General features: G+C 74.8%; 17 protein-coding genes. 11 read left to right on the top strand and 6 right to left on the bottom strand.

Features of this window, described 5'->3' with window-relative positions:
• The first annotated feature begins 291 nt into the window (after positions 1-291).
• On the top strand, positions 292-537 hold the full coding sequence (locus tag ACIQBJ_RS03135; RefSeq protein WP_400703534.1) for a hypothetical protein: 246 nt from the start codon (positions 292-294) through the stop codon (positions 535-537).
• A 39-nt stretch (positions 538-576) separates the two neighbouring features.
• Here the strand turns inward: ACIQBJ_RS03135 and ACIQBJ_RS03130 are convergent, their stop codons facing one another.
• Entirely contained in the window at positions 577-999 is a 423-nt protein-coding gene (locus ACIQBJ_RS03130; RefSeq protein ID WP_400702512.1) for a winged helix-turn-helix transcriptional regulator, read from the bottom strand.
• 85 nt (positions 1,000-1,084) lie between these two features.
• Between ACIQBJ_RS03130 and ACIQBJ_RS03125 the strand changes: the two genes are divergently transcribed.
• Complete coding sequence (locus ACIQBJ_RS03125) at positions 1,085-1,906, top strand: NAD(P)H-binding protein (RefSeq protein ID WP_400702509.1); 822 nt, start codon at positions 1,085-1,087, stop codon at positions 1,904-1,906.
• Between the two features lie 292 nt (positions 1,907-2,198).
• Positions 2,199-2,918, top strand: a complete 720-nt coding sequence (locus tag ACIQBJ_RS03120) for a CBM20 domain-containing protein (protein WP_400702506.1) — start codon at positions 2,199-2,201, stop codon at positions 2,916-2,918.
• Between the two features lie 87 nt (positions 2,919-3,005).
• On the opposite strand, the gene ACIQBJ_RS03115 is transcribed toward ACIQBJ_RS03120, so the two are convergent.
• Positions 3,006-4,220, bottom strand: a complete 1,215-nt coding sequence (locus ACIQBJ_RS03115) for a hypothetical protein (protein ID WP_400702503.1) — start codon at positions 4,218-4,220, stop codon at positions 3,006-3,008.
• Between the two features lie 307 nt (positions 4,221-4,527).
• Between ACIQBJ_RS03115 and ACIQBJ_RS03110 the strand changes: the two genes are divergently transcribed.
• Entirely contained in the window at positions 4,528-5,241 is a 714-nt protein-coding gene (locus tag ACIQBJ_RS03110; protein WP_400702500.1) for a class I SAM-dependent methyltransferase, read from the top strand.
• Complete coding sequence (locus ACIQBJ_RS03105; protein WP_400702497.1) at positions 5,238-5,552, top strand: DUF1232 domain-containing protein; 315 nt, start codon at positions 5,238-5,240, stop codon at positions 5,550-5,552. Before ACIQBJ_RS03110 ends, ACIQBJ_RS03105 begins: the two co-directional genes overlap by 4 nt.
• An 18-nt stretch (positions 5,553-5,570) precedes the next feature.
• Here the strand turns inward: ACIQBJ_RS03105 and ACIQBJ_RS03100 are convergent, their stop codons facing one another.
• Positions 5,571-6,548, bottom strand: coding sequence for a helix-turn-helix transcriptional regulator (locus ACIQBJ_RS03100; RefSeq protein WP_400702494.1), 978 nt, complete (start codon positions 6,546-6,548; stop codon positions 5,571-5,573).
• 216 nt (positions 6,549-6,764) lie between these two features.
• Between ACIQBJ_RS03100 and ACIQBJ_RS03095 the strand changes: the two genes are divergently transcribed.
• Both ACIQBJ_RS03095 and ACIQBJ_RS03090 read left to right on the top strand, forming a co-directional pair.
• On the top strand, positions 6,765-10,559 hold the full coding sequence (locus tag ACIQBJ_RS03095; RefSeq protein ID WP_400702491.1) for a S8 family serine peptidase: 3,795 nt from the start codon (positions 6,765-6,767) through the stop codon (positions 10,557-10,559).
• Between the two features lie 703 nt (positions 10,560-11,262).
• The gene (locus ACIQBJ_RS03090) at positions 11,263-11,955 is read left to right on the top strand and encodes a helix-turn-helix domain-containing protein (protein WP_400702488.1); all 693 of its coding nucleotides are present in this window, start codon (positions 11,263-11,265) and stop codon (positions 11,953-11,955) included.
• A 276-nt stretch (positions 11,956-12,231) separates the two neighbouring features.
• Here the strand turns inward: ACIQBJ_RS03090 and ACIQBJ_RS03085 are convergent, their stop codons facing one another.
• Together ACIQBJ_RS03085 and ACIQBJ_RS03080 are read right to left on the bottom strand one after the other, a co-directional pair.
• Entirely contained in the window at positions 12,232-13,128 is an 897-nt protein-coding gene (locus tag ACIQBJ_RS03085; RefSeq protein WP_400702485.1) for a hypothetical protein, read from the bottom strand.
• 84 nt (positions 13,129-13,212) lie between these two features.
• Positions 13,213-13,680: a MarR family winged helix-turn-helix transcriptional regulator gene (locus tag ACIQBJ_RS03080; RefSeq protein ID WP_400702482.1), complete on the bottom strand. Its 468-nt coding sequence runs from the start codon at positions 13,678-13,680 to the stop codon at positions 13,213-13,215.
• A gap of 114 nt (positions 13,681-13,794) precedes the next feature.
• Here ACIQBJ_RS03080 and ACIQBJ_RS03075 point away from each other — a divergent pair, with 114 nt between their 5' ends.
• From ACIQBJ_RS03075 to ACIQBJ_RS03065, 3 genes are all read left to right on the top strand, one after another.
• Entirely contained in the window at positions 13,795-14,859 is a 1,065-nt protein-coding gene (locus tag ACIQBJ_RS03075; RefSeq protein ID WP_400702479.1) for an ABC transporter substrate-binding protein, read from the top strand.
• A 116-nt stretch (positions 14,860-14,975) separates the two neighbouring features.
• On the top strand, positions 14,976-16,424 hold the full coding sequence (locus ACIQBJ_RS03070) for an APC family permease (protein WP_400702476.1): 1,449 nt from the start codon (positions 14,976-14,978) through the stop codon (positions 16,422-16,424).
• Complete coding sequence (locus ACIQBJ_RS03065) at positions 16,421-17,443, top strand: acetamidase/formamidase family protein (protein ID WP_400702473.1); 1,023 nt, start codon at positions 16,421-16,423, stop codon at positions 17,441-17,443. Before ACIQBJ_RS03070 ends, ACIQBJ_RS03065 begins: the two co-directional genes overlap by 4 nt.
• A 31-nt stretch (positions 17,444-17,474) precedes the next feature.
• Here the strand turns inward: ACIQBJ_RS03065 and ACIQBJ_RS03060 are convergent, their stop codons facing one another.
• Complete coding sequence (locus tag ACIQBJ_RS03060; protein ID WP_400702470.1) at positions 17,475-18,146, bottom strand: hypothetical protein; 672 nt, start codon at positions 18,144-18,146, stop codon at positions 17,475-17,477.
• A 353-nt stretch (positions 18,147-18,499) separates the two neighbouring features.
• Between ACIQBJ_RS03060 and ACIQBJ_RS03055 the strand changes: the two genes are divergently transcribed.
• Positions 18,500-19,090: a hypothetical protein gene (locus ACIQBJ_RS03055; protein WP_400702467.1), complete on the top strand. Its 591-nt coding sequence runs from the start codon at positions 18,500-18,502 to the stop codon at positions 19,088-19,090.
• Positions 19,091-19,109 lie beyond the last annotated feature (19 nt).

Raw genomic sequence — 19,109 nt, 5'->3', positions numbered from 1 at the left:
GGGGGCCCGCGGGGGCGCGCGGCCGCCCGCCTTCCACCGGCCCCCGGCCCACGGCCGCCCCGGGGGCGGGGGTCCCCCGCCCGGGCCAGCGCCGGTTGGGGCCCGACCACGGCTGACGGTCCGTCATTTCTGGTGCGGGGGAGGTGGGTTGGCCGGCCCGGGCGGCGGCGGGGGAGCGCCGCCCATCCCGGTCGGGTTGCCGGACGGGGCTTTCTGCGGTGCCAAGCTGATCCTCCTCGACGCGGGGGCGGCGCCGCCGGCCGGTGCGGTCACCCGCCGGTACGGTCACCGATGGGGTTCCCGCCCCGCGCCCGCTCCACGCCCCGCCGTCCCGCCGCCGCCCCGTGTTCGAACGGGCGGGCGGCGGCGTTCGGTCCTGCGCGTTCCCCCGGCCCCGCCGCCCCCGACCCCGAGGGGCGCACCCTCACGCTGCTCGCCTGCTTCGACGGCCTGGTCCTGGACGCCCTGGTCCGCGGCGACCGGGACGTCCCGCGCGAGGCGGTCGAACTCCTGGTCGCGGCGGCCCTGCGGTCGTGAGGTTGTCGCCGAAGAACCCGGCACCCGCCGGGCGGGCGGTCAGCGGATCTCGTGGCCGGGGTGCTCCGCGTCGTAGGCCCGGCGGGCGAGGGCGATGCCGTCCCGGTGTTCGAGCGACCAGTCGGCCAGCGCCTTGACGAGGTGGGTCAGGCTCGTGCCGGTCGCGGTGAGCCGGTAGTCGACCTGCGCGGGCACGGTGGGGTGGACGGTCCGCAGCACCAGTCCGTCCCGTTCCAGCCGCCGCACGGTCAGGGTCAGCATCCGCTGGGAGATCCCGTCGACGGCGCGCTGCAACTGCCGGAACCGCCTGGTCCCGTTGGCGAGTTCGACGACCACCAGGACCGACCACTTGTCGCCGATCCGGTCGAGGACGTCGCGGATCCCGCAGTCGGGGTGGTCGGACCGCCCGCACGGCTCCAACTCCGCGGGCCCGGTGGTTACCCGGCTGTGCGTCACTGACATCGGACTGCCTCCTTGTGGGCCCGGTGCGGCGGTTGCAGGATCGCCGTAGTTACCGAAGAGAACCACGACGGGAGACCGAACCGCAATGATCACGGTGACCGGCGCGAGCGGACAGCTCGCCTCCCTCCTGCTCCAGGAGTTGGCCGACCGGAAGGCGCCCGCGCTGGGCGGCAGCCGCACCCCCGCCGAGGGGCAGCGCCACCTGGACTTCGACGACCCCGCCGGCCTGGACCTCGCCGGTGTCCCGACGCTGGTCATGGTCTCGGCCGGGGCCGCCGAGGACGACCTGGTCGTCGCCCGGCACCGCGCCCTGCTGGAGGCCGCGGTGCGCGACGGCGTGGTGCACGTGATCTACACCAGCCTGACCGGCGCCGGGGACCACCTCGGGTTCGCGCTCGCCCACCGCGCCACCGAGCGCCTGGTGCGGGACAGCGGCCTCGGGTGGACGATCCTGCGCAACGGGCTCTACGCCGAACTCTTCGGCGCGCTGCTGACGTGGACGCCCGACGGCGTGGAGTCGGCCTTCGGCGGCGGCGCCCTCGCCGCGGTGGCCCGGGCGGACCTGGCCGCCGCCGCGGCCGTGGTCGCCGCCGACCCGACCGCGCACACCGGCAGGACCTACGACCTGGTCGGCACGCCCGTCACCGCCGACGACGTGGCCGAGCGCCTCGGGGTCGCGCACCGGAGCATCGGGCTCGCCGAGTACCGGGCCAGGACCCTCGCCGACGAGGCGCTCCTGCCGTTCCAGCCGCCGATGCTCGCCTCGATCGCCACCGCCGTCCGCCACGGATTCCTCGGCGACTCCGGCCCCGACCTCGCCCGGCTGCTCGACCGCCCGCCCGCCGACGCGGCCGCCGTGGCCGCCGCCACCGCGGCCGCGCTGCGCGGACGGCGGAACGCCGGATGAAAAGTTTTGCGTCATCTTGCAGCAAGGTTTTCATTACGGCCCGATGATCTCCGTCCGACGGGGCGATGACGTCGGCGGTCTCCGCCGCACCCCGCACCCCGGCGACCAGTGGGCCATGGTCTGTGTTCATGTCTTGAACGCAATTCCGAGAGTTTCCCTGCAGGGTGGCCTGAACTTGACGGCACTGGGCGACAGAAGGCCGTTCTCCTGACCCGATCCTTTGATTTCGTGTTGTGATCAAGCGGTGCTGACGCCGCGTCAGCGCCGCTTGAGGAAGAAGAGGGGAAGAGTCATGACGACCGCCTCCGCCCGGGCCGCAGCCGCCACCTGGCGCCCGGTCCTGCTCGTGGCCGCACTGCTGGCCTGCCTGCTCGGCATCGTCCCGCCCGCGGGCGCCGCCACCGCCGAAGCGACCGTCACGGTCGCGGTCACCGCCCCCACCCAGTTCGGCGACACCGTGCTGATCAGCGGGAACACCGCCCAGCTGGGCAACTGGAACCCCGCCGCCGCCGTCCCGCTGCACACCACCGCCCAGGCGTACCCGGTCTGGAGCGGCTACTTCCAGATCATCGAAGGCAGCACGGCCGAGTACAAGTTCCTGATCCGCAGCAGCAGCGGAGCGGTGACCTGGGAGAGCGTCCCCAACCGCTCCGTCACCCACTCGACCACCGCGCCCACCGCCGTCGACGACCGCTGGAACGTCGGCGGCGGCGCCCCCGTCGCCGCGACCTTCCACGCCACCGCCGTCACCGCCTACGGCCAGAACCTCTACCTCGCGGGGAACCTCGCCGAACTCGGTGCCTGGAACCCGGCGAAGGCCGTCCCGCTGACCACGGACGGCAGCCGCTACCCGGTGTGGACCGCCGGTCTGCCGCTGCCGCCCAACACCCCCGTGGAGTACAAGTACCTGATCAAGAACACCGACGGCAGCGTGGTCTGGGAGAGCGGCGCCAACCGCGGCACCGTCACCCCCGCCACCGGCACCTTCACCGCCGACGACACCTGGCGCTGACCGCACCGGCACCCGGCACCGACATTGCCGGACGGAGTCCGAAGGGGCCGCCGGCCGCCGCGAGGCGTCCGGCGGCCGAGCCCGCGGTCAGCGCGGGCCGGAAGCCGCCCACTGGTGGGCGGTGCCCCGGTGGAGGGCCGCGTAGACGCGGTCGCGCAGGTCGTTGGCGTCCTGGTCGGTCAGGGTGCGGCGCAGGTCGCGCAGGACCAGCTTGACCAGCAGGTTCCACTGGTCCGGGCGGGCGCCGAGCCGGGCCAGCGCCTGCGGGGGCAGCAGGCGGCAGGGGGTGGCGGAGAGGACCTCCACCGTCTCCACGGCGTCCGCGTCCGCGCCCAGCGCGTCGCGGACCCGGTCGCCCAGGTCCTCCGCGAGATCCGTCCCCCCGGAGCCGTCGCCGCCGCTGCCGTCCACGGCGATCGACAGGTCGCGGCGGACGGCGGGCTGCGCCGACACCGGCCGGTACGGGGCCAGGTCGGTGAGCTGCCCCGCCACCGCGGGGTCGGCGGAGCGCAGCAGGCGGATGTCCGGCACGCCCTTGAGCAGCATCAGCATCCGGTCCAGGCCCATGCCGAGCGCCAGCCCGCTCCACTCCGGGCCCAGCCCGGCCGCCGCCAGCACCGCCGGGTGGGCGAGCCCGCACTCGGCGACCTCCACCCACTCCCCGTCCGCCCCGACGTCCAGCTGACGCCCCGCCAGGGTGTACGGGTGGACCCGCTCCTCGGTCCGGTACGCCCGGCCCGGCAGCAGCGCCCCCGCCAGGACGCCGATCATCGCCGTCAGGTCGTCCGGCCCGGCCGGGACCGGACGCCGGGTCAGGTACCAGAGGTCGAGCTGGTGCGGGGTGCCGGTGTGCAGGCGGTCGATGCTGTCGCGCCGGTACACCAGGCCCGGGCAGACCAGCAGCACCGACTCCGGCCCGCCGTCGGGACGTTCGGCGGCGAGGGCGCGCAGCGCGCCCGGGACGAGGGCGCTGGAGTGGCTGCGCAGCATCCGGCGGTCGTCCACGTAGCGGGTGTAGCGGGTGTCCCGGGTGACGTCGTCGGCACGGTAGTTGAGGTGGTCGTAGTTGTCGGCGACGGTGACGACGCGCTCGCCGCGGTGCACCCGCGCCGGGCAGCCCCAGTGGCGGGTGAGCGCGTCGACGGCGCCGTCCAGCACGAGTTGCAGCGCGTGCGGCCCGGCCGCCGGGTCGGTCAGGTCGCGGACCGCCAGGTCGGCGGCCAACTGCTCGGCGGAGAGCGGACGGACGGTGTGCGCAGGGGCGGGTGCGGCGGGTGCGGCGGGGTTCGCGGGCAGGGTCATGATGACGGCCTCCGGGCCTCGGCAGGGGAGAGAAGGGGGAGCACACACCCCCCGGCCCCTGGGTACGATCCGCCGACCGGGACCGACCCCGCTCAGCCCGACTGCGTCATCGGCGTGGCGAAACCCGACCCCTGCGGCACCCATCGGGAGCCGGGGGGCCACTAAATCGGCGAGAGATCGCTACGACGGCCACGGGCAGAGTCTAGACGCCCGGACGCCCCCGACGGCAAGCGCTTTCCCCGCGGTCCTCCGGCCGCGCCCGCCCGGTACGCTCGACGCTCCTGCGGCAGGACGGGGGAGTGCGGACGTGACGGCGGACGGCGGGGTCGGGCGGGCGTACGACGCGGTGGCGGAGCTGTACGCCACCCTGTTCCGGGGCGAACTCGGCGGCCGCGAGGACGAGTCGGCGCTGCTCCGGCGACTGGCCGCGGCCCCGCCGGTGGCCGGTCGCGGCCTACCGGTGGGCGACCTCGGCTGCGGGCCCGGCGAGGCGACCGCCCTGCTCGACGCGCTCGGCGTCCGGGCCTTCGGACTCGACCTCTCCGCCGGCATGCTCGCCCAGGCCCGACGGGCCCACCCGGCCGGGGCGTTCGTCCGCGGCACCCTGACCGCCCTGCCGCTCGCCGACGGCAGCCTCGGCGCGATCCTCGCCCGCTACTCGCTGATCCACCTGACGCCCGATCGACTTCCGCTTGCGCTCGCCGAGTTGCGGCGCGTCCTGGCCCCGGGCGGCCTGCTGCTCACCGGCTTCTTCGCCACCGACACCGACACCGGCGACCCGCTCCCCTTCGACCACAAGGTCACCACCGCCCACCGCTGGCCCGTCGGCACCCTCGCCGCCCTCCTCCACCGGGCCGGCCTCACCGAACTCGCCCGCACCACCCGCGCCCCCGGCCCGGGCGAACGCTTCCGCCAGGCCACCCTCCTCCTCGCCGCCCCCGACGGGGCGCACACTCCGGCCGGAACGGGGCAGAAGAGATCCGCGGAGGACCGGGTGGCGGCGGGAGAGGCGGACGGATGAGCGACGGGACGAGCGTGCTGCTGTGGAGCGTCGGCGGGGTGCTGGTGGCCGCGACGCTGGCGGCGGCGGTCGTACTGGTGGTCAAACTGGTGCGGACCAAGCGGCTGTTGTCCGACACGGGCATCCCGATGTCGAAGAAGGTGCTGTTCTGGGGCGCGATCGTCTACCTGGTCTCCCCGGTGGACCTGCTGCCCGACCCGATCCTGCTGGACGACCTCGGCGTCCTGCTGCTGGCCCTGCGCTCCCTCGACAAGGCCGTCCCCCGGGGGATTTCCGGCGCGTCCCGGCAGGATTCCGACCCCCGGCCGTGACCCGGCCGGCCCGGGCGGTCAGTGCACCCAGCCGCGGCGGTGCGCCTGCCAGCCGAGCTGGATCCGGGTGTCGGCGCGGGCCAGCCCCATCAGGCGGCTGATCCGGCGCTGGACGGTGCGCAGGCCGAGGCCGAGCTGCTTGGCGACGGCGTGGTCGGTGGCGCCGGCCAGCAGCAGCGCGAGGACCCGCCGGTCGGTCTCGTCCGGCCCGTCGGCGGGGGAGTCGCCGACGGTCGGCCCGGTACCGGCGCGGCCCAGCGGGTGGGCCCACTCCCAGGTCTGCTCGAACAGCACGGCGAGGACGGCGACCAGGGCGGGCGCGCGCACCACCAGGGCGACCGGGTCGGTGGCGGCGGAGGGGGCGGTGAGCGGGACGAGCGCCAGCTCCCGGTCGGCGACGATCAGCTTGGTCGGGACGTTCTCCACCACCCGGATCTGCTGCTGCCGGTCCATCGCCTCGAACAGCGGCCGGGCCGCGCCGGGTTCGTCCAGCGCCCGGCGCTCCAGCACCACCCGGTAGGCGACGCCCCGGGCCACCGCCGCGGTCTCCGCGCCGGTCTCGTCGGCGGCCACCACCTGGTGACGGCCCGTCACCAGGGCGAGCAGTTCGCGTTCCGCACCGGCCTGCAACTGGGCCACCCGGTGGCTGATCGCGGCCCGCCCGGCGACCACCTCGACCAGGTCGCGGTGCGCCCGGTCGGCGCCGGTGGTCGCGGTGCGGTACGCCTCGGTCAGCATCGAGGCGGTGAGTTCGGCCTCCCGCAGGGCGTGCCGCTGCCCGGTCAGCAGCGCCTCCAGGGCGACGGCCGGGGGAGCGGCGGTGTAGCGCTGCTCCGCGTCGGGGGCCACCAGCCCGGCGGCCTGCAGGAGTTCGAGCGAGCCGACGGCCAACGGCCCGCAGCGCGCGGTGAGTTCGGCGCGGTCGGCCGGCCCGTTGCCGACCAGGTGGGTGTAGAGCCGCTCGGCGTGCTCGTCCAGTCCTATCGCCGCCAGCATCCACGCTCCGTCCGCCGCACCGTCACCCGGGAACCGCCGAGCCGACCGCCGTTCGCCGGCCCGCCGCCCAAGGGCCCGACACCCAGCGTCAGTTCGTGCCGGACGCACCCGGTGGCGGGTTGCCGCCGGGCGGTGATCCGCCAGCGCCCATCATGACCGGTCAGGCGGGTTTTCTGCCAGGCTCACCGGCCATACACCCGAGAACTGGAGGCGTCCATGACATGGCCGGCGCGGATACGCGGCGCGATGGCACTGGCGGTGGCGGGCATCCTCGCCACCGGCGCGCTCGGCACCACCGGACAGGCGTACGCGGCCCCGTCCGACGACCCGAGGAGCACGGAAGCAAGCGGCACGGCAAGGGAGTTGACCGGGCGCCAGGAACAGGCACCGCGCACCGTCACCCTGATCACCGGCGACCGGGTGCGGGTCACCGGCACCCCCGACGGCCGCAGCTCCGTCACCGTGCTGCCCGACGAACACGGCAACCTGCCGCTGGTCTTCACCCAGCAGGAGAACGGCGACCAGTACGTCCTGCCGCAGCGGGCCTCCGCCGCGCTCGCCGCCGGCACGGTCGACCGCGGCCTGTTCGACGTCAGCGCGCTGGTCCGGCAGGGCTACGACGACCAGGGCGCCAAGACCCTGCCGCTGATCGCCACCTACCGGGACGCGGGGGCGGCCGCCGCCAGTCCGCAGCTGCGCGCCCGGGCCGCCGGGGCGACGCCGCTCAAGGCCGTGAACGGCGTCGCGCTCAAGCCCGCCAAGGACGCCGCCGCCCGGACCTGGGACCAGCTGATCGCCCCGGACGGCACCGGCCGCGACGGCCTGGCCAAGCTCTGGCTGGACCGCAAGGTCAAGGCCGCCAACGACGCCGAGACCCGGCAGATCGGCGCCCCGGCCGCCTGGGCGGCCGGCCTCGGCGGCGACGGCGTCAAGGTCGCCGTCCTCGACACCGGCATCGACGACCAGCACCCCGACCTGGCCGGACAGGTCGACGCCCGCCGCAACTTCACCACGGAGGACCCGAGCACGCCGGACGAGGACGTGCACGACGCCGTCGGCCACGGCACCTTCGTCGCCTCCGAGATCGCCGGCACCGGTGCCGCCTCCGGCGGCAAGGAGCGCGGCGTCGCCGACCGGGCCCGGCTGCTGGTCGGCAAGGTGCTCGACGACAGCGGCTCCGGCACCGACTCGCAGATCATCGCGGGCATGCAGTGGGCCGCCGACTCCGGCGCCGACGTGGTCTCGATGTCGCTCGGCAGCCCGGAGCCCAGCGACTGCACCGACCCGATGTCGGTCGCCGCCCAGCAACTCGCCCAGCACTCCAAGGCGTTGTTCGTGGTCGCGGCCGGCAACCTCGGCCGCTACCAGTCCGTCGGTTCGCCCGGCTGCGCGCCCGCCGTGCTCACCGTCGGCGCCGTCGACGGCAAGGACGCCACCGCGAACTTCTCCTCGCACGGCTCCGTCACCGGCACCCACACCCTCAAGCCCGAGATCGCCGCCCCCGGCGTCGACGTCAAGGGCGCCGCCGCCGGCGGGCGCGGCGTGTACGCCTACACCGCGATGTCCGGCACCTCGATGGCGACCCCGCTGGTGGCCGGCGCCGCCGCCCTGGTCAAGCAGCGCCACCCCGACTGGGACGCCGCCCGGATCAAGGCCGCCCTGGTCTCCGCCGCGCTCGCCACCGTCCCCGGCGACGTCCAGCAGGTCGGCGCGGGCCGGCTGCGCGCCGACGCCGCCACCACCCAGCGCGTCCTGGGCGCCCCCGCCGTCGGCTTCGGCGACTTCGCCCACCCCCAGCAGAAGTCCGACACCCGCACCGTGCGACTCCCGTACACCAACACCTCCGACCGGCCCGTCACGCTGAAGCTCGCCGTCCAGCGCACCGACGGCGACGACGACTCGCCGGTCAAGGCCAAGGCCGTCCGGCTCGGCACCGACCGGCTCACCCTCGCCCCCGGCGCCACCGCCGAAGTGCCGCTCACCCTCGACCCCACCGCCAAGCTGACGGGCGGCCAGTACGGCGACCTCACCGGCCGCGTCCTGGCCACCGCCGAGGACGGCACCACCGTCTCCACCCCCTTCAACGCCTACGTCGAACCCGACACCTTCGCCGTCCGGGTCAAGCTGATCGACCGCGACGGCAAGCCCGCCGCGTCCGACGCCGGCACCAGCATCACCATGGTCGACCTCGGCCAGGCCACGGGCAGCCGCCAGGCCCCCGACGCCAACGGCGAGATCGTCTACCGGCTGCGCCCCGGCACCTACTCGCTCAGCGGCTACGTGGTCACCCCCGACCGGCGCGACACCACCGGCGAAGCCTCCCCCAAGGGCGTCACCGCGCTCGCCATGCCCGAACTCCAGCTGAACAAGGACACCGTCCTCACCCTGGACGCCCGCAAGGCCGACCCGGTCGAGGTACGGACCGACCACGACCTGCGAGTCCGCAACGCGGTCCTCGAACTCGGCCGCTGGTGGGGCGACAAGTGGGTCGACTCCACCGGCGTGCGCACCGGCCTGCTCCCCGTCGAACTCTCCGCCTGGGGCAGCGGCAAGGCCCGCACCGGCGGCTTCGAGTTCGGCAGCTACCTGCGCCTGGCCGCTCCCGAGGCGGTGCTGCGCGGCGCCGGACTCACCCTCGAACCCCACTACGCCCAGTACGCCGACGAAGCCCACCTGCCCGCCACCGGCAGCGCCCCGCTCATCGCCCTCGCCGCGCCCGGCGACCTGACCGGCGCCGACGTGAAGGGCCGGCTGGTGCTGCTCCCCGACGACGGCACCTCCCAGCGCACCGTCTCCGAACAGGCGAAGCAGGCGGGTGCCGTCGGCGTCCTGACGTACCGTCCGGGCCCCGGACTGTTCGCCAAGAACGACATCAGCCTCGCCGCCCCCGTGCTGCCCGTCACCGCCGACCAGGCCGCCGCACTGCGCACCGCCCTCGGCCGCGGCCCCGTCACGCTGGACTGGACCTCCACCCCCGACGGCCCCGACGTCTACAACCTGGCCTTCCACGACACCGGTTCGATCGGCGGGCAGCAGCGCCACACCGTCCGCGACCGCGACCTCGCCACCGTCACCGAGACCTGGCACAGCCTCGGCACGCCGTTCCGGATGAGCGACTACGTCAGCGTCGAACGCCCCTGGAACCCGTACGCGGCCCAGGCCGTCGCGCAGGGCCTGGTCGCCGCCCCGTCCGTCCGCACCGCCCGCTACACCGCCGACGACACCACCTGGCTGCACGACGCGCAGAGCAGCTGGCCGTTCACCGAGTTCATGCAGGACCTGCCGCGCCGCTACACCCCCGGGCAGCAGCGCGCCGAGCAGTGGTACCGGGGCGTGCTGCGGCCCACCGCCGGCCGGGACGCGACGGGCGCGCCGCTGCTGGTCGGCGAACGGCAGGCCGACCTGATCGGCGTCGACCTGAGCCGCAGCCTGTGGGGCGACGGCAACGCCGACCACACCGGCAGCATGGCCTACTTCGGCGACGGCTCGGCCGTCGAACTGTTCAGCGGCGGCGACTCGTTGGGCCGCTCCTGGTTCGGCCCGTCGAATGTCTGGGAGGTCCCGGCCGGGGCCCGCGACTACACCCTGGTGCTCGAACAGCAGCGGTTCTACCACCGCGACCAGTGGCAGCGCTCCACCGCCGTCCGCACCGAGTTCGGCTTCCGCTCGGCGAACGACCCGGCCGCGTACTCGCAGCCGCTGCCGCTGCTGTTCCCCGACTACCGGCTCGACCTGGACGGCAACAACACCGCCCCCGCCGGCCCGGTCCGGATCGCCCTCGCCGCCACCGGCCAGGCGGGTGCCGCCCCCGGCCCGCTGGCCGACGCCCGCCTCTCCTACTCCTACGACGGCGGCACCACCTGGACCGACGCCCCCGTCGGCGCCGACCGCACCGCCGCCCTCGACCACACCGGTGCGAGTGGCAAGGCCGTCACCCTGCGGATCACCCTGACCGCGACCGGCGGCAGCACCGTCACCCAGACCGTCACGGACGCCTACGCGGTGCGCTGACGGACCATCAGGTCGGGGCCGCGGGGGGGGGGGGGGGGGGCGCCCCCCCCCCCCCCCCCCCCCCCCCCCCCCCCCCCCCCCCCCCCCCCCCCCGCCCCCGCCCCGGGCCCCCCCCCCCCCCCCCCCCGGGCCGCCCGCCGGGGGGGGGGGGGCTGCTGCCCGGGGGGGGGGGGGCGGGGCGCGGGGGGGCCCCCCCCCCCCCCCCCGCGGCCGTGGCCGCCCCCTCGACCTCTCCGCCGGCATGCTCGCCCAGGCCCGACAGGCTCACCCGGCCTGGGCGTTCGTCCGCGGCACCCGCGCCCCCGGCCCGAACGAACGCTTCCGCCAGGCCACCCTCCTCCTCGGCGACCCTGGGCAGGGACTTCCTACCCGTTCCTGTTGAATCGGTGTGCATGGAGCGCCAAGAAGTTCGGCGCGGCTTCGACGGCGGGCGGGATGGCGGGCACCGATCGAGTCCTCCTGGAAACACGACAGGTGACGTGCAGTCATGCACGTCACCTGCGGTGAGCGGGTCGGCGCGCCAACGCCTTGTCGCTCGGTCCCAAGGGTTTCGGTTGCTGGGTGCTGCCCTCACGGCCTCCGGGCTGGCCGTTCCCGTAGTTCTCGGCCTGCTCGGTGGGATCGCCTCCGTCGCTGTCGGGATCGTGGTGGCCGTGCGGGCCAACCGCTACCCGCGTCTGGCCGTCCAGGAGGTCTGAAGCCGATGGGACGCCCCGAGCGGCCCATCACCCATCGCACGAAGGAACTGACGGCTCTGGCGCAGCACTTGCGGGTACTGCGCCAGGCCGCGGATCTCACCTACACCGAACTCAGCAACGTCACCGGCGTCGAACGCACCCGGCTCTCCAGAGCCGCGAGTGGGGACGCGGTGCCGGCGTTGGAGGTGGTGGAGTCCTACGCGAAGGGGTGTTCGGCCAGTCAGAAAGAGATCGCCGAGGCGAGGAAGATGTGGCGCCTCGCCCGCAGCGCCGAGACCACCGGCACCATCGAGCCCGTTGTGCACATCACGCTGGTCACCACTCCTCGCGAGCTTTGGCAGGCGATGCTCCGCCTTCACCGTGCGGTCGGACGTCCGTCGCTCCGTGAACTGGAGGGACGAGCCGGACAACACGGCGAGTTGCCCCACAGCACTCTGCACCTCGTCCTCCAGGGCCGGGCGCAGCCGAGCCGCAAGCTGTTGGAGCACTTCCTCCGGGCTTGCCATCTTCCGGTCTCCGAGATCACCCGGTGGTTGGAAGCCTGGGATCGCATCCGTAACCCGCGGCCGGCGACAGCTCAAATGTCTGCTATCGACCGGCGACTGGTGAACTCCATACTCCACACCTTGAGATCCAGGGCTCCGAACGAGCCGGACCCGTTTGCCTTTGAGGTTCCGGTATCGCTCAGGGGCAGGTGAGCCATGGCAACCGCTCGATAGGTTCGTGTTGCGAGGTGACTCCGGTACGGACCGGTACGGGAAAGCTTCGCCGAAGGGGCCATGTCCCGACAAGTAGTGGATCTTGTCGGGATGCAGGCTGCTCTGGATTCCTCCAGTGGATTTGCTGTCAGCCCTCGTCCTGCTCACTGGCCCTGGGTCGCCTCGACAAGGCTGTTTTCAAAGGGGTTTCTCGTCCTCCCGGGCGGGCTGAGAGCCTTGGCGGACGGCACCCGGAGGCCCGCAGTTCTGGGAGGGTCAGAGCGACCAGCCGCGCGGGCGCATGGTGGTGGCGAGGCCGAGGGCGCGGCGGACCTCGGTGTCCGGGTCCATGGCGGCGTGCTCGTCGGCGCGGGCGGCAGCGGCTGCCTGGCGGATCTCCGAGATGCTGCGGCCCGGGTCGAGGGCGGCGGCCGCGCGCCAGTGGGCGAGGGCGGAGCGGTGGGAGCCGAGTACGGTGGCGAACGACCTCTCCGCGCCCGCGGGTGGGGCGAGTCGGGCCAGGTCGTCCGTCAACTGCTGTTCGGCGTCGGCCATCCAGGCCGTCCAGTCGCGGATCTCGACCGAGGTGGCGCCCTCGGCCTGGTCGATGTCGAGGGCGGAGAGCTCGTCGTAGCGGTCGACGGCCGCGAGATAGGCGCGTTGCGCCTCGGTGGGGGCGGGGGCGTGCGGCCGGGAGGGGCCCGTCACCCGGTCGTTCAGGGCGGCCAGGTAGCAGGTGACGTGCGGGGCACGGCCCGGGTCCGTCGACAGGTGGTAGTCGTAGCCGAGCGAGGGCGGCAGGGACCAGTAGTCCGGTACGTAGGCGGTGTCGGCGGGGCTGCAGGCCAGCGCCGCGGCCAGTTCCGAATCGTGGTGCGGGTCCCGCTCGACGTCGACGGGGAACTGCCCGGTGACCTCGCCGAGGTGCGGGTCCGTGCAGGCCGTGGGCCGCACCGTGTCCAACCGGTCGCTCCGGAGGTCGAAGCAGGCGCCGACCGGCAGCGAGGCCAGCGCGACGGTTCGCGGGTACACCAACGCGACCAGCCCGGCCGCGGCCAGGACCAGCACGGAGCCGACCAGTGCTCGGCGCCACCACCGCCGGGTCCGGGCCGGTGCTGCGTCTGCGGAGGTGGAGGCGGGGCGGACGGGAGCGGCGGGGCTCGGACGGGACACGGCGGTTCAGCGCTCCGGCGGGAAGGGGGATCCAGGGTGCGCAGACCCTACCGCAGCGCGCGGCACGGTCGCGGGCCCGGGGCGTCAGAGGGCGGCGAGCAGGGTGAGCGGGTCGGCGGCGTCCGGGGCGGCGGGCAGGCCGCAGGTGGCGCGGACGGCGGCGTCGTGGGCGGCGGCCAGGGCGTCCAGGCGGGTCAGCCGGGTGCGGCCCTGGCGGGAGAGGTGGGCGGTGATCCGGCGGCGGTCCCGGTCGCCCTGGCGGCGGTGGACCAGGCCGGCGTCGGCGAGCGCGTCCACCAGGCGGCTCAGGCTGGCCTGCGGGATCAGCAGGGACTGCGCCAACTCGCCCATCGGACGGCCCTGTCCGTCCGCGAGCGCGCGCAGCACCCGCCACTGGTCGACGGTGCAGTCCTCCTCGGCCAGCGCGGCGGCCAGCCCCGAGGTGAGCCGCCGGTGCGCCAGCGCGACCAGCTCCACCAGCAGCGGCGCCGACCCGCCGGGGCCGGAGGCGGTCGCGGCGCTGCCGGTCGCGGCGGTGCCCTGCGCGGTCATCCGGCCCTCCCCTTCCGAGCGCTCTGCCGGGGTCCTGTCCCGACCCTCGTCCCGATCCCTCGCCGTCGCCCGCCCGACTTCCCCGGGCGCGGCAGGATGACCATACTCGCACTGGTGAGGCTGGAAGCGAGACTGGTCGACCCGCTCGACGCGCTGCACACCGCCCGGGCGGACGGCGCGTTCCGGGTCGGCCTCGTCGTGCCGCAGTCCGGCCCGCTCGGCTTCACCGGCCCGTCCGCGCTGGACGGCGCGCTGCTCGCCGCGCACGAGGTCAACGCCCGCGGCGGCGTCCGCGACCGGCCGTTGGAACTCGTCCTGGTCGACGGCGGCGGCGCGCCCGCCCCCGTCGCCGCCGAGGTCCGCCGCCTGCTCGACGCGGGCGCCCTCGACGCGCTGGCCGGCTGCCACACCAGCGACGTGCACCGGGCCGTCGAGGAGGTGGCCGCCGGGCGGACCGCCTACGTGTTCACACCGCCGCACGAGGGCGGCACCCGGCGGCCCGGCGTGCTCTGCACCGGCATCGACCCGACCGTCCAACTCGGCGCCGCGGTCGTCGAACTGACGGAGCGTCACCGGATCGGCCGGTGGGCGATGATCGGCAACGACTACATCTGGCCGCGCTCCGTGCACCGCGCCGCCGCCCGCCTCGCCGGCGGCGCGGGCGCCCGGGTGGTGCTGGAGCGCCGGGTGCCGTTCGGCGGCGTCGAGCGCGAACTCGACGCCCTGCTGGACGCGCTGCGCACCGCCCGCGCCGACGCCGTGCTGCTCAGCCTGATCGGCCGCGACCTGGTGGTCTTCAACCGGGCGCTGCGCCGCAGCGGGCTGGACCGCCGACTGGTCCGGCTCTCCGGCGCGCTGGAGGAGAACGGCCTGCTGGCCCTCGGCGGCGACGACACCGGCACGCTGTACGCCGCGATGCCCTCCTTCGCCACCCTCGCCGAGGAGCCCCGCCGCCACCTGGCCGAGCGCCACCGGGCGCTCTGCGGACCGTGGGCGCCGATCCTGGACGCCTACGCCGTCGGCCTCTACGACGGCCTCCACCTGCTCGCCGAACTCGCCGGCCGCCGCGCCCTCGACCCGGCCGGCCTGCGCGCCGCCGCCGCGCCGCTGCTGCGCGCCCTGCCGCGCACCGTCCACCTGGCCCGCGCCGAGGGCCCGGACTTCACCGTCCTGCACTGAGACCCGCCCCCGTCCGGCCGGGCGCGTCCGTACGCCGAGAAAACCCTTCCATCTGGAAATACTTACCTCTACAGTCTCCGAACACACCCACGGGGCCGTCACGGAGAGGGAGCGCCATGGCCGACACACCCACGCCAACGTCCGCCAGCAGCGGGGGCATCGAGAGCTTCGGCTACCGGCAGGAGCTGCGCCGCACGCTGACCTTCACCGACCTGCTCGTCTACGGGCTGGTCTTCATGGTGCCGATCGCGCCCTTCGGGATCTTCGGCAGCGTCTTCCAGGGCTCCGGCGGCATGGTCGCCCTGGCGTACGTGCTCGGCATGGTGGCGATGATGTTCACCGCGCTGTCCTACGCCCAGATGTCGCGGGCCTTCCCGATGGCCGGGTCCGTCTACACCTACGCCGGGCGCGGCATCGGCGCGCCGGTCGGCTTCCTGTCCGGCTGGATGATCCTGCTGGACTACGTGCTGGTACCCGGCCTGCTCTACCTGATCGCGGGCGTGGCGATGAACTCGCTGGTGGGGTCCGTCCCGGTCTGGCTGTGGGTGGTCGGCTTCGTGCTGCTCAACACCGTCGTCAACTACCTGGGCATCGAGACCACCGCCAAGGTCAACAAGGCCGTGCTGATCGGCGAACTCGTCGTGCTGGCCCTGTTCATCGGCGTCGGCGTGGTCGCGCTGGCCGGCGGCAAGGGCCGCGGCTTCGACCTCACCCCGCTCTACAACGGGCACACCTTCTCCTGGAGCCTGGTGTTCGGCGCCGTCTCGATCGCGGTGCTCAGCTTCCTCGGCTTCGACGGCATCTCCACCCTCTCCGAGGAGAACCGCGACTCCGCGAAGGCCATCGGCCGCTCCATGGTCGCCGCGCTGCTGCTGGCCGGCACCCTGTTCATCGTGCAGACCTGGGTGGCCTCGCTGCTGGTCGCCGACCCCGACGCGCTGATCCGCGACGGAGACCCGAACGGCACCGCCTTCTACGACGCCGCCCGCACCGCCGCCGGCGGCTGGCTGGCCACCCTGACCGCCGCCGCCACCGCCGTCGCCTGGGGCTTCGCCAACTCGCTGGTCGCCCAGGCCGCCACCTCCCGCCTGCTGTACGCGATGGCCCGCGACCGCCAGCTCCCGTCCTTCCTGGCCCGCATCCACCCCACCCGCCGGGTCCCGGTCAACGCGACGCTGCTCACCGCCGGGGTCTCGCTGGTGCTCGGCCTCTACACGGCCTCCCGCGACGACGGCATCACCCTGCTGAGCACCCTGGTCAACTTCGGCGCGCTCACCACCTTCCTGGTGCTGCACGTGGCCGTGGTCGTGCACTACCTGGTCCGGCAGCGCAGCAAGGACTACTGGCGGCACCTGGTCGCGCCGGTGCTCGGCTTCGCGATCCTCGGCTACGTGGTCGTCAACGCGGACATCGCCGCCCAGCGGCTCGGCTTCGTCTGGCTGCTGATCGGTGCGATCGTGCTGATCGGCCTGATGGCGACCGGCCGCGCCCCGCGCCTCGCCGTCGCCGCCGACACTGCCGACACCGCCGACACCGCTGCGACCGCTACGGAGGAGAACAAGTGACCCTGCCCGAGGAGATCGTCCGCCTGTCCCCGTCCCCGGAGGACTGGGCCTACACCTTCGGCGGGCGCGCCCCGCTGACCACCGTCCGGCCCGGGACGCTGCTGGAACTGACCACCGAGGACTGCTTCGGCGGCAAGGTGCGCGGCACCGGCGACCTGCCCAGCCAGGTCTGCGTCTTCCCCTACCTCAACCCCGTCACCGGCCCGATCGCGGTGGCCGGGGCCGAGCCCGGCGACGTGCTGGCCGTGCACTTCGTCGAGATCACCCCGGCCCGCGACCACGGCATCTCCAGCACCTTCCCGCACTTCGGCGCGCTGACGGCCACCCATCAGACCGCGATGCTGCACCCGGCGCTGGAGGAACGGGTCTGGATCTACGACCTGGACATGGCCGCCGGACTGTGCCACTTCCGGGCCCGCAACAGCGACTTCACCGTCGCCCTGCCGCTCGACCCGATGCACGGCACGGTCGGCGTCGCCCCGGCCGGCGGCGAGGTGCTGGCCTCGATCACGCCCGGCGCGCACGGCGGCAACCTGGACACCCCCGAGATGCGGGCCGGCACCACGGCCTACTTCGGCGTCAACGTCGAGGGCGGGCTGCTCGCCCTCGGCGACGGTCACGCCCGGCAGGGCGAGGGCGAGGTGTGCGGCACCGCCGTCGAGGCGGCGATGCGCACCACCGTGATCGTCGACCTGGTCAAGGGCGGCGGCCCGGCCTGGCCCCGGCTGGAGAGCGACGACCACCTGATCAGCACCGGCTCGGCCCGCCCGCTGGAGGACGCCTTCCGGATCAGCCAGCACGACCTGGTCACCTGGACCGCCGACCTGCTCGGCCTCGACCAGCTCGACGCCTACCAATTGGTCAGCCAGGCCGGCCTGGCGCCCGCCGCGAACGTCTGCGACACCAACTACACGATGGTCGCCAAGCTCCCCAAGTCCCTGCTCGGCCGCACCCGCCCCTACGACGGCCTGCACGACCGCCTCCGCGCCACCGCGGCGGCCTACCTGCGCCACCGCTGACCCGCCACCGGCCCGCGTCCGCCGCCGGGGCTCAGGCGGCGGCGGACGCGGCCAGGTACGGGGCGAACTGGTCGGCGAGGTCGGCCGCCACCGCCGTCGCGTCCCGGGTCCCGTCGACCTCCAGGACGCGGATGCCGAGGCGGCGGGCGTGGCGGACGGCGTCCTCGGCGACCAGGCGGTCCCGGGCGACGCGGTTGGCCTGGGCGCGGGCCGGGTCGCGGACCGGGACGCCGAGCGCCCCCGCGCGCGGCAGGACCCGCAGCTGGTGGCGGCGGAACTCCTCGGTGGGGACCAGGACGGCCATCCGGCGCGGCGCATCGAGCAGCGGCGCGACCAACTCCGGCCGCAGGCCCCAGCCTTCGGCGATCGCCGGGCGTCCGGTGTACAGCGCGCGCAGGTCGTCCAGCGCCCAGCCGAAACGGGCCGGGAACCCCGCCAGGGTGTCGGCGGCCATCTGCTCCGGCGTCCGGTCCGACCAGGTCCGGTCCGGGTCGGGCTCCGCGAGCGGCTCGCCCAGGGCGATCCGGCGGGCGATCCGGCGGTCCCGGTGCCCGCGGGCGTCGTGGTAGTCGTAGTGGTAGACCGTCAACCCGTGCTGCTCGGCCAGCAGTTCGGCCACCGTGGTCTTGCCGGCCCACTGCGCGCCGCCGATCCACAGGGCGCGCCGCAGACTGCCGTGCGGGTCCCATCGGGCGTCCGACACGAGCGTCCCCCTCTCGCCGGGGAGCCCGGCGGGCTCCCGTCCGGGAACGAGTGTGCTGGTCCGGCGGGAAAAATTGCAGTCTTGTCCTGGCCGGGCCCGCGGGCGCAGAGTGGAGGAAGGGGAAACCGCCGCCGCGCGGTTCCCCGCCTCCCCGGGGCCCGCCACCGCACCGGCCGGACCCTGCACGTCGACGGCGGCGCGTCCAGCACCCGCTGACGGACGGTCACCCGCCCCGATCGGCGGGGGTGCCGGCCCGGGCCGGTCCTCCGTCGGGCCGATGCCGACGGTCCGGGCACCCGCCAGGCTGGTGCCCACAGACGGAGGGGGAGCCGGTCGTGCGAAGAGCGGTACGGGTGAAGGTGCTCTTGGCGGTCGGCGGCCTGGTCGCGGCCGCCGGGCTGGTCGGCTGGGCGGACCACGCGTCCCGGCCGAAGCCCGTCGACGTGCACGGCTGGCAGACGACGGGGCTGCGCACCGACCGCGACCCGATGACGGCCCGCTTCCACCGCTTCGGCGAGGCGGTCGACGCGCACTGGGTCTCCTCCTGGCGCGGCAGCAGCCGCGACCTGGTCCCGTACCAGGACAACCGGTACTACCTGACCGCCGTGCTGCGCCTGACGCCCGGTCAGGTCGCCCGGCTGATCGGCACCCGGACGACCGTCGCCACGCCCCTGCCCGGGTTCACCGACGCGGTGCCCGCCGACCCGGGCCTGCCGGGCGAACTGGCCCCGCACACGCCGGACGCCGCGGCCTGGGTGACCGTCCCCGCACTGGAACCGGTGCTGGTCCGCGCCAGGCAGTCGCGGACCTACTTCGACCCGGCGGGCGACACCGTCCTGGTGAGCGGCGTCGACGTCCGCGACCCCGACGAGCCCGTGGTCACCGTCGACCCGTGGGGCAACACCACCACCACGACCCCCTCCCCGTTCGCCGTCCCCTCCTGACCGGCCCCGAAGAGCCGTT

The organism is Kitasatospora sp. NPDC088391 (assembly GCF_044753345.1).
GTDB lineage: Bacteria > Actinomycetota > Actinomycetes > Streptomycetales > Streptomycetaceae > Kitasatospora.
This window is presented reverse-complemented; position numbering and strand designations above follow the sequence as displayed.